The following is a 12146-nucleotide window of genomic DNA, read 5'->3' on the forward strand; positions in this document are numbered from 1 at the left end:
AACACCCGGAGCGCTCACCAGCCGCAGGTAGCTGGTTCTCCACCCTCTTGGGGGGTGTGTTCGGCGTGCTCACAGCAGAAGGACTCACTCATGCGCAAGTTCACCAAGACCACGGTCTCCCTCGCCGCTGCCGGCGCGATCATCCTGGGCGGTGCCGGGTTCGGCATCTCCGCCGCGAACGCTGCGACCCCCACGGTCCACACCGTCGCGTCGTCCTCGTCGAAGATCCCCGCCCCCGTCGCCTCGGTCCCGAACGTGCTCGGTGGGAACACCTCCGTCGCCCTCGACAAGGGCTTCACCGACGCCCTCACCAGCCTGAAGCTGACCCCGGGTGTCTCCGGCACCGCGAAGCTCGAGAACGGCGCCGTGTCGTTCCCGATCACCGCCGGCTCCGTCACGTACTGGTCGCCGGATGGGTCGTACCGTCCCTACGTGCAGGGTCTGCTGAACCACAACGGTTCCGGCCTGACGCTGAAGGCCGGCGACACCACGGTGACGCTGGAGAACTTCGTGGTGAACCCGGGCTCGTCCAAGCTCTCCGGTGACGTCCTGGTCAACGGCCAGGTCGCCGCGTCGAACGCGTACCTGTTCTCCCTGCACGGTGGCACCCTGAAGCCGCTGCAGCTCGAGGGCGACAACGCGATCCTGACCGGCACCACCGTCCACGTCTCCGACGACGCCGCGAAGCTGCTCAACAGCACCTTCAAGACCGACGCCGTCAAGGGCGGCCTGCTCGTCGGCACCGCCACCATCACCGCACAGATCAAGTAACACCCCGCACCACCAGAACGGCCGGTCCCCACCACCCCGGGGACCGGCCGTTCTCGCATGTCACGCGTGCGACTGCGCGTTCGTCCTTGCGTGCGACTCCGCGACTGTCCTTGCGTCCGACTACGCGTCGATGCCGGCGGTCAGCACCGCGGCCGAGGGGTCGAAGTCCTCGGGCAGCGGTGGGATCGACTCGACGGTGGACGTGATGTCGACGGCCGACCCGTTGGCGGCAGCGTCGCGGATGCCGAGCAGCACGTCGAGGACGTGCAGCGCGGTGGCACCCGAGGCGCGTTCCGGACGCCCCTCGGCGATGGCGCGGGCGAGCTCGACGACACCGGTGCCGCGGCCCCAGGTCGACCCGACGGCGGCGATCGTCTCCGGCTCGTCCTGGCCGTAGCGCCACAGCGTCGAGTCGCCCTCGAACGTGTTCGGGTCGGGCAGCGAGATCGTGCCGAGCGTGCCGTTGATCTCGACGAAGCCCATGCGGGGCAGTGCGTGCTGGAACGAGAACGTCGACTGGGCGGACTGCCCGCCGGCGAACTCGATGAGCGCGGCGTGGTGGGTCGGGACCTCGACCGGGAACGTCTCGCCGGCGCGGTCACCGGACGCGATGGTCCGGCGGTCGAACGACTTCGACGACACGGCCTGCACGCGGGTGGCTGCACCGAGGGCGTGCACGAGCGTGGTCACGTAGTACGGACCCATGTCGAACAGCGGCCCTGCACCGGTCGCGAACAGGAAGTCCGGGTTCGGGTGCCACGCCTCGGGTCCGGGCACGTGGAACATCGTCGTCGCGGTGAGCGGCTCGCCGATGTCACCGCGAGCGATCGCGCGCAGGGCCGTCTGGATGCCGGCACCGAGCACCGTGTCGGGTGCCGTCGCGACGCGCAGCCCCTTCGCCGCCGCCGACGCGAGCACCGCGGCAGCGGAGTCGTGGTCGGTGGCGATCGGCTTCTCGCTCCACACGTGCTTGCCGGCGTCGATGATCTGCTGGTCGACCTCGGCGTGCGCGGCCGGGATCGTCAGGTTGATCACGATCTGCACCTCGTCACGCGCCAGCAGTTCGTCGACCGACCCGCTGTTCGGCACGCCGTACTCCGCCGCCTGGGCCGCAGCACGGTCGAGCAGCACGTCGGCCACGAAACGGACCTCGACGTCGGCGAACTGCGTCAGGTTGGTCAGGTACTGCGTGGAGATGTTGCCGGCACCGATGATGCCGATCCCGACGCGACTCACGCGGCGGTCCCGGCGGTGTCGTTGGCCCGCAGCCAGGTGAGGGACTCGGTGATGCCCTCGAAGACGTCGCCGGAGTACGCGTCGAACTCGACGACACGGATCGCCCGCGGCGCGGCGGCGAGGATGGCGGCCACGTCGACGTCGCCCTGGCCGGCCGGCGTCTGGTTCTCGAACGCACGCTGCAGCGCCTCGGGGACGATGAGGGCACTCTCGGACGAGGGCAGCGCGGTGCGGATGTCACCGTCGACCTTGCCGTCCTTGACGTGGATCGCGACGACGCGGTCGCCCAGGGCCTTCAGGACGGCCGGGGCGTCCGCGCCGCCGACGGTCGCCCAGAAGGTGTCGAGCTCGAGGACGGTCTCCGGGCTGATCTGCGAGACGAAGTGGTCGTAGACCGTGCGGCCGTCGACCTTGTTCGTGAACTCCCACTGGTGGTTGTGGTAGCCGAACTGCAGGCCACGGGCGGTGGCCTCGGCGGTGAGCTCGTTGACGCGCTCGGCGATCTTCGCGACGTCGTCGGCGGTCTGCCAGCGGTCGGTCGGGATGAACGGGTCGATGACCGTGCGGATGCCGAGGCGCTCCGCGGCGTCCCAGATCGGCGCGGTGTCGGTGGCGTCGATGACGGCCACGTGGCCGGACGGAGCCTTCAGGCCGGTGGCGGCGAACGCGCGCTCGAGGTCGGCGGCGCGCTCGACGAACGCGTACGGCTCGACGTTCTCGTAGCCGATCTCGGCGACACGGGCGATGGCCGCGTCGAGGTCGGCGGCGATCGCGTCGCGCAGTGAGTACAGCTGCACAGAGGTGGTGGGCATTGCAGAGGCTCCTTCGGTCCTGACTGGGTGTCGCGGCCCGTCGAGGAGCGATGCTCCACGGCGAGATCGAGGACGACGCTACACGGAAAACCACCCGGTGTGTAGTTTTTGACGCCCGAAGTTCGACGACGTGTGTCGCGGAACGTGGATCCGATGTAGGCTCACGCAGGTAAAACCTTGCACAGCATGGTTTTCATCGACTCAAGGAGGCGTCATGAGCACACCTGAACCCGCGGAGACCCCGACCCTGGTGCACCCGGAAGCGGGCATCACCCAGCCGGTCAGCACGCTGAAGGTGGGGATCGGCTACCAGGTCGCCCTGTTCCTCGGGCAGTTCGGCCTGTTCGTGGCCCTCATGGCGCCGGTGTACGTGAGCATGCAGCTCAAGGCGCAGGCCCTGGTCGGGGACGACGCCGCGAACGTCATCGGCACGGTGCTGCCGATCGGTGCGTTCGGTGCGCTCATCATGAACCCGCTGGCCGGCGCCCTGTCCGACCGCACGCGAACCCGCTGGGGACGGCGTCGCCCGTGGATGCTGACCGGCGTGGTCGTCTTCGCGATCGCCCTGGCGTGGATCGCGTTCGCGCCGGACACCCTCCAGCTGACCCTCGGGTGGCTGCTCGCCCAGCTGGCCGCCAACACCGTGCTCTCCACGCTGACCGCGAGCTTCGCCGACAACGTCCCCGAGTTCCAGCGCGGCAAGTCGTCGAGCATCATCGCCCTCGCGCAGAACATCGCCGTGCTCGCCGGAACCTACCTGTCGGTGTTCTTCGTCGCGAACCTGCCCGTGCTGTTCATCGCACCCGGCATCCTGGCCATCGTCCTGGTCGTCGTCTACGCCCTGGTGGCCCGCGACGAACTGCCGAGCTACCCGCTCAAGAAGTTCACGTTCCTGAACCTCGTCGCCTCGTTCTGGACGAACCCGATCAAGAACCCGGACTTCGCGTTCGCGTGGTGGTCGCGCTTCCTGATCATCTTCGCGACGTTCATGTTCACGACGTACCGCCTGCTCTACATGCAGGAGCACATCGGGATCGCCGATGCGGGTGACGCCACCGCGGCCGTCGCGTTCGGCGTGCTGCTCTACACGATCGCGCTGCTGGTCAGCGCGGCGATCTCCGGCTGGCTGTCGGACCGCCTGGGGCGCCGCAAGGTCTTCGTCGCCGGCTCGACCGCGCTGTTCGCCGTCGGCCTGGTCGTCCTGGCCCACGCCGACACCGTGAACGGGTTCTACGTCGCCGAGGTCATCATGGGCTTCGCCTACGGCATCTACTCGGCGATCGACACGGCGCTGGTCGTCGACGTCCTGCCCAACGCCGACCGTCCGGGCAAGGACCTCGGCGTCATCAACATCGCGAACGCGCTGCCGCAGTCCCTGGCGCCCGCCGCGGCACTGTTCTTCCTGAAGATCGGATCGGACGGCACCGCCGACAACTACCAGCTCATGTGCTGGGCGGCCGGAGCCGTCGCGATCGTGGGCGCCCTCGTGGTGTTGCCGATCAAGCGCGTGCGCTGAGCTCGCGGCCGCGAGGTCACCCCACCCGGCCGGCCGGTCTCGCTGCTCCGCACCCCCTCGCCGACATCGCGCCCCGTCTCCACGGGGCGCGATGTCGGTCACGGGGTGCGGACCGGACCCGACCGGACCCGGCCGAGCCGGCACCGGCCCACCGGACCCGCACCGCGCCGGCACCGGCGCGCCGGGCTCGCACCGAGCCTCCCGGGCTAGCGTGGCCGGGTGCTCGACGACGCGACCCCGACCTTCGACAGCCCAGCCGGCCGGATCCGCGGGATCCGCGACGGCGCCGTGATCCGGGTGCTCGGCGTGCCCTACGCGCGGGCGGACCGGTTCCGCCCGCCGCAGCCGGTGCCGCCGTTCCCCGACGTGTTCGACGCCCACGTCCCCGCCCCGGTCGCCCCGCAGCCGAGCGTCGACGTGATCGACCAGCTCCTGCACGTCGTCGACGCCGCGGTCGACGAACACTGCCAGGCGCTCTCGATCACGATCCCGGCAGACGCCCGCGCCGACGAGCGCCTGCCCGTGATGGTCTACGTGCACGGCGGCTCGTACGTGATCGGCGGCGGGGACCTGCCGATCAACGACCCGTACGACCTGGTCACCGAGCAGCGCGTGGTCGTCGTGACGGTGACGTACCGGCTGGGCGTGCTCGGGTTCCTGGGCGACGGCGTGCGGGTGCCGGCGAACCTCGGACTGCTCGACCTGATCGAGGCGTTCCGGTGGGTCCGCGCGAACATCGCCTCGTTCGGCGGTGACCCGGACACGGTCACCGCGTTCGGGCAGTCCGCCGGCGCCGACGCCATCGCGAACCTGATGATCAGTGACGGCGTCGAGGGACTGTTCCGTCGGGCGGTGATCCAGAGCGCGCCGCTCGGGCTGTCGCGCGGTCGGTCCCGGATGAATGCGGCGATGCTGCGGGCAGTGGGTGAACTCTCCGACGACACTCCCGTGCCGGAACTGCTCGCGCGACAGGCACTCGGTACCAAGGCCGCCGCGCCGTACGGGCTCCGCGCGGGGATGCCGTACGGCCCGCAGTACGGCCACGCACCGCTGCCGGCCGAACGCGACCGCGAGGACGCCTGGCGCCGAGTGGCTGCGCAGTACGACGTGCTGATCGGCTCCGGGTCGGACGAGGCCGGCATGTACGTGCCCGTGACTCCGGTGCTCAAGCGCATCGTCCACGACCGCCTGGTCCGGTCCCTCGTGCGCTGGTGGGTCGTCCGCCCGCTGACCGCCGTGATCTACGGCCGCGACGCCCGGGCCTTCGCGGAACGGCACCGGCAGGCCGGCGGGACCGCGATCGTCTACCGGCTGCTCCGCGGTGCGACCGTCGAGCCGACCGGGGCGGTGCACATGAGCGACCTGCCACTGCTGCTCGGTCGCAGGGACGCCTGGGCCGGCAGCCGGTTCGTGCCGGAGCGGGACTGGCCCGAGGTCGAGCGCCGCGGCCCGCGGATCCGGGCGATCTGGGCGGAGTTCGCGCGGACGGGTCGGGTCACGGCAGCCGACGACGAGACGCTGACGTTCGACCGGGCCTCCAGGGCGTCGCCACCACCCGTCCGGCGCGATCCCCCGAACGGGCGGTCGCGTGCCGCGAGCCCAGACAGGAGAATCGACGCATGTCAGCGACCGAGGTCGACCTCCGCGACCGCATCGTGTCGGCGGGGATCTTCGCGTACCGTGCCGCCGACTTCCACCAGGTCACCGTCGGGGCCGTCGCCCAGCACGCCGACGTCACGGTCGAGGAGTTCCACCGCGCCTACCCGGTGTGGGAGCTCTTCATCATCGCCGTCATCGACCGCTGGTCCACCGCGCAGCAGACGGCCTTCCGGCAGATCGCGGAACAGGACGGCGCGGTCGCCCACGTCCGCGCCCGGCTCGAGACCGGCCTGGCCGACCCCGCGCTCGTCCGTCTGCGCCTGGCGCTGCTGAGCGCGGCGTCGAACCCCGGCCACGCGGCGGCAGGGTGGTTCCGTCGCCAGTACGCCCTGACCTACGAGGACCTCACCCTCGCACTCGTCCGTGACGTCGTGCGCGGGCGGGAGAGCCGAGGGGTGTCCCCGCGGATCGCGGCCGAGCAGCTCCTGGCGCTGTACGAGGGCCTGCAGATGCAGTCGCTGCTCCGCGACGACGCCGACGTGCTGCCGGGCTTCGACCGTGCCGTCGCCCGGATGCGGGTCGGCTGGCGCTCGGCGCTGACGGACGAGTACACCGCGCTGCGCTGACCGGCGAGGACAGCGCGCTGCGCCGACGGGCGAGGAAACCGCGCTGCGCCGACGGACACCTCTGTCCGTGCCCACGACCGTCTGCGCGTTCGGTCACCGGCCGATGAGGTCGAAGGGGCGGACCCCGGCGTCGACCGTCGCCAGGTAGCCGCCGTCCGACATGGCCGAGCCTGCCGACAGGTGCGCGACCACCGTCGCCGCGTGACCCTGGACACGGACCACGGTGACGGTCGTGTCCCCGGCTCTGCTGAGGAAGAGCCTGGTGCCGTCCGCCGAGGCGGCGAGGAACCGTGCTCCCGTGGTCGGCGTCCGTGCCCGGTCGACCGCGATCCGGGTGACGTGCCCGGTGAACGACCCGTCCGCGGCGCGGTCCACGACGTCCAGCGTGTCAGTACCCTGCGCACTGGTCACCACGGCGGCGGCCCACGTCGCAGTCACCACGGACCGCGTGACCGTCCCCGGTTGCAACCGCACGGTCCGCACGCCCGGGTGCACCGTCGACGACGACGTGAGCAGGGCCGGCGCCGTCGGGGAGCTCCCTGCCTGCGTGCCGACCGCTGTCGTGCCGTCCGGAGCCATCCGCGGGCGGAAGCTCTGGGCCGCAGGCACCGGGTACGGGGCGGTGGTCGCCGGCCTGAACCCGTGCTGGTCGACCCGGACGGTCTCGATGCCGTCGTGCAGGGTCGAGCCGATCGTCGTGCCGGATGCGTCCACGATCGGTCCGTGCGGGTACTGCCCGAGCGGTGTCGAGGCGATCACCCCCGGTGCCGTGTCGCCAGCGAGGACGGACCGTGCGGAGTAGGCGTCGAACACCCCACCTGCCGTCACGACCAGCTCGAGCGGGTGGCCGACCAGGAACGTCTCCATCTCCTCGGTGCCCGGCTTGCCGGTCGTCGCCAGCTGCACCCGGTGCGTCGTGATCGACGCCGTGTGTGCCTGGTTGCGCGTCCGGTCGACGAGCGTGACCTGCTGGCGCGTCGAGTCGTCGACGTCGGACCCGACCGCGATGTAGCGCCGCGTCACGTCGGTCGAGATCCACCCGGCACGGTTCCACGGGCCGGCGACCTGGGGGATCGCGAACGACTGGACGATCCGCACGCGTCCGGACTGCGTGATCCGGAGGACGTCGAGTGCTCGTCGGGCTTCGTCGACGAAGGCGACGTGCCCGTGTCCGAGCTGGATCACCCCGGCGTGGGTGCCGAGCCGCACGCCGTCCAGGTGGTCGCGCCGGGCGCCGGTGTGTTCGTCGACGACCGAGAGCACTGCAGCAGGTGCGTCCGCGACGAGCAACCAGTCCGGTCGGTCGGTGCGCGCGGCGTGGGCGACGTCCGGCTGGGCGAGCCCGAGCGTGGTGAGCGTGCTGGTGAGGAGGACCGCGGCGGCGACCCGAACCGATGCCCGCACCACGACCGAGTGCCGTACCTTGTTGATAATCATTCTCAACACACTAGTACCCGAGGAGCACGATGGCAGCCACGACCGTCCCGGTGATCGCCGTGACCGGACCGCTCGGCGCGGGGAAGACGAGCGTCGTGAACGCGCTGCTACGGGCCCCGGGGGCGCGGATCGGCGTCGTCGTGAACGACTTCGGTGCCGTCAACGTGGATGCCGGCCTGGTCATCGGGCAGGTCGACGAGGTGGCCTCGATCACCGGTGGGTGCATCTGCTGCCTGCCGGACTCGGGTGGGCTCGACGACGCGCTGACGCGTCTGACCGATCCGCGTCTGACACTCGACGCCGTGCTGGTGGAGGCCAGCGGCGTGGCTGACCCGGCGGCGCTGTCCCGGCTCATCCGGTTCTCCGGGGCGCCGCGGGCACGGTGGGGTGGGGTCGTCGAGGTGGTCGACGCCGCGCAGTTCGTCCATGCGTCGCCGGGGGATCGCGCTGACCACCGTCGTCTCCGGTCGGCGACGATCGTGGTCGTCAACAAGGCCGACCGCGTGCGGGCCGTCGGTCCCCTCCTGCGGCAGGTCAGGGCACTGAGTCGTGGCGCAACCGTCGTGGCGGCGGTCCACGGAGGGATCGACCCGGTGATGGTGTTCGACGTCGCGCACCGGGTCGACCCGACGGTGCTCGACCTCGCCGCGGTGATGGGGGACGGGCCGCCGCACCGACACGCGACCGCGGTCACCGTCGACCAGCGCGGACCCACGAGCGCTGCTGCCCTGATGCGGTTGATCGACGGGGTGCCGGACGGCGTGCGTCGTGTGAAGGGCGTCGTCGACGTTCGCGTGGGGGCTGCGACGCGGCCCTTCGTCGTCCACGTGGTCGGCACCGTTCCCCACGTGGCACCGCTCGGATCAGCGACCGACCAGCGCGCCCTGGTCGCGATCGGCTACGACCTCGACGTCGCTCGGGCACGAGTCGCACTCCACGATGCGCTGCACGGCGGCGACGAGGGCACCGGTGACGGTCTCCGACGGCTCAGACGGCTGATCCGTCTCAGCCGGTGAGCGACGGCCGGGCCCGCTGGACTCAGCGCAACTCGAGGCGCATCACGTACCGGCGCACGGTCGGGTGCGTCACCTGGCGGAACCCTGCCGCGACGAACGCTGAACGCGGTCCGACGAACAGCTCGCCCCACACGTCCTCCTTGCCGGCCGCGAACTGCATCGGGTACCCCTCGACCGCGCGGGCTCCGTGCTGCCGGGCGTGCTCGACGGCGCCGACGACCAGTGCGTGGCTGATCCCCTGCCGCCGGTACTCCTTCCGCACCACGAAGCACGGGATCGCCCACACGCCCTCGTCGGTCCGGTCCTCGTCGCGTCCGGCCCAAGCGACACGCGTCTTGCGCAGGCGCACGAACGCCGGACGGGATTCGACCGCGACCCACCCGACGGGCTCGCCGTCCCGGTAGGCCACGACGCCGGTGGTCTCGCGCGCGTCGGGGTCGTCGCACCCGACCTCGGCTCGGAAACGCCGGGTACGCTCCTCGCGGGGCATGTCCGTGAACGTGCGGTCGAAGGTCTTGAGCCACTGGCAGTGACAGCTCGCCGGGTCGCCCCGTTCGCCGAAGACCAGGTCGAGGTCCGCCCAGGGCACATCGTTGCCGGGCCTGAACGACACCGCCCCTGCCTCGGTGTCCACCGTGGTCGCCATCACGTCCGCCTCCTCGGCTCGGTTGGCCGTCAGGGTAGTCCGACCACGGCCTGGAGGCTCGGCGCGGCATCCCGAGGATGTCTCCCGTTGCTGGGATGGTCACTCGATGGAGTACACGGACTACGACACGCGCCTCGCGGCCTACGGCGTCGCCACGCACGACGGGCGCGTCCTGCTCGCGATGCAGCGGTTCCCCGAGGCCGGAACCTGGGCGCTGCCCGGCGGGGGTGTCGACTACGACGAGAGCGTCGAGCGCGCCGTCGTCCGCGAGTTCATGGAGGAGACCGGGTACGAGGTCTCTGTCGGGAAGCTCCTCGGGGTGCGGCACCACCTGGTGCCCGCCGAGCGCCGCATGCACGAGAACGGCAGGCCGATGAAGGCCGTGCAGGTCGTGTTCCGGGTCACGGTGACGGGCGGCGAGCTCCGTGACGAGACCGACGGCTCGACCGAGCGCGCCGAGTGGATCCCGATCGCCGACCTGCCGCACCACCGCCACGGCCTGATCGTGCCGATCGCGCTCGGATGGGCCGGCGAGCTCACCCCCTGACTACTCCGCGACGACGCTGAACACGTTGTCCGAGGGGTCGGTGAACCACGCGATGAGCGGGCCGCCCTTGCGGTTCACGCCCTTCTCGTCGGTCATGCCCTCGTACTGCAGGAAGGTCACGCCCTTGCCGGCGAGCTCGTCCACCGCGGCGTCGACGTCCGGCACGGGGAAGTTCAGGACGGTGAACGCGGCGGGCTCGTGCGACGGGCCCTTCGGGTAGACCAGCACCTGGTGGCCGTCACCGAGCTGGATCCAGAGCATGCCGTGCTCCTCGGTCACCTCGAGGCCCAGGACGTCCGTGTAGAACGCCTTCGCCTGGGCGGGGTCCCGGACCGAGAACCCGCTGAACGCCTTCGTCGCATCGATGCTCATGACCGACAGTGAACACCTCTGTCAGGATGTCCGTGTGCGCGCGGAGGGAACGGTCGACCAGGCCGTCGAACGCGCGGTCGAGCTGGCCTCGTCGGGCGAGCGCACCGTGCTCGGCATCGCCGGGGCACCGGGCACGGGCAAGTCGACGCTCGCACGGCGCATCGTGATCGCGGTCGACGCCCGGTTGGGTACCGGGGTCGCCGTGCAGGTCCCGATGGACGGCTTCCACCTGGCCAACAGCGCCCTCGACGCGTTGGGCCGGCACGACCGCAAGGGCGCGATCGACACGTTCGACGCCGACGGCTACGTCGCGCTGGTCCGGCGCCTGGTCGCCGCCACGGAGCCCGTCGTCTGGGCACCCGACTTCGACCGCCGGGTCGACGAGCCCGTCGCGGGCAGCATCGCCGTCCCGCGCAGTACCCGGCTGGTGGTCTCCGAGGGCAACTACCTGCTCGACGACAGCGACCCCTGGGCAGCGCTCCCCACCCTGTTCACCGAGACGTGGTTCTGCGCGGTCGACGACCGGGTGCGCGTGGACCGCCTGGTCGGTCGGCACATGCGCCACGGCCGCGACCACGAGGCGGCCCGCAGCTGGGCGGTCGAGGTCGACGGCGTGAACGCCGCACGCGTCGCACCCACGGTGAGCCGCGCCTCCTGGACGATCCGGACCTGACCACCTGCGAGAGGACCCCCGCATGACCATCGCCATCACCGGAGCCACCGGCAACATCGGCGGCGCCGTCGCCCGCGCGCTCGCCGCGGACGGCGTGCCGTTCCGCATGATCGTGCGGGACGCCGCACGCGCCCCGGAACTGCCCGGCACCGAGGTCCGCACCGCGACGTTCGCCGACGCCGAGGCGTCGCGCGCTGCGCTCGAGGGCGTCGACGTCCTGCTCATGGTGTCCGGAGCGGAGGCCCAGGACCGGTTGCAGCAGCACCGCACGTTCGTGGGTGCCGCGGCCACCGCCGGGGTGCGGCACGTCGTCTACACGTCGTTCTCCGGCGCGGCCGCTGACGCGACCTTCACCCTCGGGCGCGACCACTGGGCCACCGAGCAAGCCGTCCGCGCGACGGGGATGGCGCACACGTTCCTGCGGGACAACTTCTACCTGGACTTCGTCGAGGACCTGGTCGGCGAGGACGGCGTGATCCGGGGACCGGCCGGCGACGGGGCCATGGCAGCGGTCGCACGCGCCGACGTCGCCCGCGTGGCGACCACGGTGTTGGCGAACCCGACCGCGCACCTGGACCGGACGTACGAGCTGACCGGGCCCGTGGCGATCACCCTCGAGCAGGCGGCGGCCACGGTCAGCGCCGAACGAGGCCGCGCCGTGACGTACCACCGCGAGACGCTCGACGAGGCCTACGCATCGCGGGCGCAGTGGGACCCGGAGCCCTGGCAGGCCGACGCGTGGGTGAGCACCTACACGGCGATCGCCGAGGGTGCGCTCGCACGGGTGTCTGGCGACGTCGAGCGGGTCACAGGACGCCCCCCGATGACCCTGCAGGACGTGCTGCGCGCGGGCTGACGACCCCTACTGCAACATCGGGCATCGCTCGTCCCGAAG

Annotated in this window: 12 protein-coding genes; 7 read left to right on the top strand and 5 right to left on the bottom strand. The window is 71.4% G+C overall.

Annotation, left to right across the window (positions count from 1 at the left end):
* Nucleotides 1-90: 90 nt before the first annotated feature.
* The gene (locus MT346_RS12410; RefSeq protein ID WP_243563388.1) at nt 91-771 is read left to right on the top strand and encodes a hypothetical protein; all 681 of its coding nucleotides are present in this window, start codon (nt 91-93) and stop codon (nt 769-771) included.
* 120 nt (nt 772-891) lie between these two features.
* On the opposite strand, the gene MT346_RS12415 is transcribed toward MT346_RS12410, so the two are convergent.
* The gene (locus tag MT346_RS12415) at nt 892-2007 is read right to left on the bottom strand and encodes a Gfo/Idh/MocA family protein (RefSeq protein WP_243563389.1); all 1116 of its coding nucleotides are present in this window, start codon (nt 2005-2007) and stop codon (nt 892-894) included.
* Complete coding sequence (locus MT346_RS12420) at nt 2004-2819, bottom strand: sugar phosphate isomerase/epimerase (RefSeq protein ID WP_243563390.1); 816 nt, start codon at nt 2817-2819, stop codon at nt 2004-2006. Before MT346_RS12420 ends, MT346_RS12415 begins: the two co-directional genes overlap by 4 nt.
* A gap of 214 nt (nt 2820-3033) precedes the next feature.
* On the opposite strand from MT346_RS12420, the gene MT346_RS12425 reads away from it, so the two are divergent.
* On the top strand, nt 3034-4335 hold the full coding sequence (locus tag MT346_RS12425; RefSeq protein WP_243563391.1) for an MFS transporter: 1302 nt from the start codon (nt 3034-3036) through the stop codon (nt 4333-4335).
* A gap of 219 nt (nt 4336-4554) precedes the next feature.
* Nucleotides 4555-6267 carry a carboxylesterase family protein gene (locus MT346_RS12430; RefSeq protein ID WP_243563392.1) on the top strand — a complete coding sequence of 571 codons (1713 nt, stop codon included), beginning with the start codon at nt 4555-4557 and terminating at the stop codon, nt 6265-6267.
* Nucleotides 6268-6653: 386 nt separating this feature from the next.
* Here MT346_RS12430 and MT346_RS12435 read toward each other — a convergent pair whose 3' ends face one another.
* Nucleotides 6654-7997 (bottom strand): hypothetical protein, encoded by a 1344-nt coding sequence (locus tag MT346_RS12435; protein WP_243563393.1) that lies wholly within the window; start codon nt 7995-7997, stop codon nt 6654-6656.
* Nucleotides 7998-8026: 29 nt separating this feature from the next.
* Between MT346_RS12435 and MT346_RS12440 the strand changes: the two genes are divergently transcribed.
* Nucleotides 8027-9013: a GTP-binding protein gene (locus MT346_RS12440; protein ID WP_243563394.1), complete on the top strand. Its 987-nt coding sequence runs from the start codon at nt 8027-8029 to the stop codon at nt 9011-9013.
* Nucleotides 9014-9035: 22 nt separating this feature from the next.
* Here the strand turns inward: MT346_RS12440 and MT346_RS12445 are convergent, their stop codons facing one another.
* A complete protein-coding gene (locus MT346_RS12445) occupies nt 9036-9659 on the bottom strand; it encodes a GNAT family N-acetyltransferase (protein ID WP_243563395.1) in 624 nt (207 codons plus the stop codon).
* Nucleotides 9660-9765: 106 nt separating this feature from the next.
* Between MT346_RS12445 and MT346_RS12450 the strand changes: the two genes are divergently transcribed.
* Nucleotides 9766-10206, top strand: a complete 441-nt coding sequence (locus MT346_RS12450) for an NUDIX hydrolase (protein ID WP_243563396.1) — start codon at nt 9766-9768, stop codon at nt 10204-10206.
* On the opposite strand, the gene MT346_RS12455 is transcribed toward MT346_RS12450, so the two are convergent.
* A complete protein-coding gene (locus MT346_RS12455) occupies nt 10207-10578 on the bottom strand; it encodes a VOC family protein (RefSeq protein WP_243563397.1) in 372 nt (123 codons plus the stop codon). It lies immediately after the preceding gene.
* A 34-nt stretch (nt 10579-10612) separates the two neighbouring features.
* Between MT346_RS12455 and MT346_RS12460 the strand changes: the two genes are divergently transcribed.
* Together MT346_RS12460 and MT346_RS12465 are read left to right on the top strand one after the other, a co-directional pair.
* Nucleotides 10613-11251, top strand: a complete 639-nt coding sequence (locus MT346_RS12460; RefSeq protein WP_243563398.1) for a nucleoside/nucleotide kinase family protein — start codon at nt 10613-10615, stop codon at nt 11249-11251.
* A gap of 22 nt (nt 11252-11273) precedes the next feature.
* Entirely contained in the window at nt 11274-12107 is an 834-nt protein-coding gene (locus MT346_RS12465; RefSeq protein ID WP_243563399.1) for an SDR family oxidoreductase, read from the top strand.
* Nucleotides 12108-12146: the final 39 nt, after the last annotated feature.

It is taken from the genome of Curtobacterium sp. VKM Ac-2922 (assembly GCF_022815645.1).
Lineage (GTDB): Bacteria > Actinomycetota > Actinomycetes > Actinomycetales > Microbacteriaceae > Curtobacterium.

What these genes read in the sequence shown, in the direction of transcription:
- MT346_RS12410 (WP_243563388.1), top strand. Translation starts at nt 91, where the DNA reads ATGCGCAAGTTCACCAAGACCACGGTCTCCCTCGCCGCTGCCGGCGCG.
- MT346_RS12420 (WP_243563390.1), bottom strand. Translation starts at nt 2,819, where the DNA reads ATGCCCACCACCTCTGTGCAGCTGTACTCACTGCGCGACGCGATCGCC.
- MT346_RS12425 (WP_243563391.1), top strand. Translation starts at nt 3,034, where the DNA reads ATGAGCACACCTGAACCCGCGGAGACCCCGACCCTGGTGCACCCGGAA.
- MT346_RS12435 (WP_243563393.1), bottom strand. Translation starts at nt 7,997, where the DNA reads ATGATTATCAACAAGGTACGGCACTCGGTCGTGGTGCGGGCATCGGTT.
- MT346_RS12440 (WP_243563394.1), top strand. Translation starts at nt 8,027, where the DNA reads ATGGCAGCCACGACCGTCCCGGTGATCGCCGTGACCGGACCGCTCGGC.
- MT346_RS12445 (WP_243563395.1), bottom strand. Translation starts at nt 9,659, where the DNA reads ATGGCGACCACGGTGGACACCGAGGCAGGGGCGGTGTCGTTCAGGCCC.
- MT346_RS12450 (WP_243563396.1), top strand. Translation starts at nt 9,766, where the DNA reads ATGGAGTACACGGACTACGACACGCGCCTCGCGGCCTACGGCGTCGCC.
- MT346_RS12455 (WP_243563397.1), bottom strand. Translation starts at nt 10,578, where the DNA reads ATGAGCATCGATGCGACGAAGGCGTTCAGCGGGTTCTCGGTCCGGGAC.
- MT346_RS12465 (WP_243563399.1), top strand. Translation starts at nt 11,274, where the DNA reads ATGACCATCGCCATCACCGGAGCCACCGGCAACATCGGCGGCGCCGTC.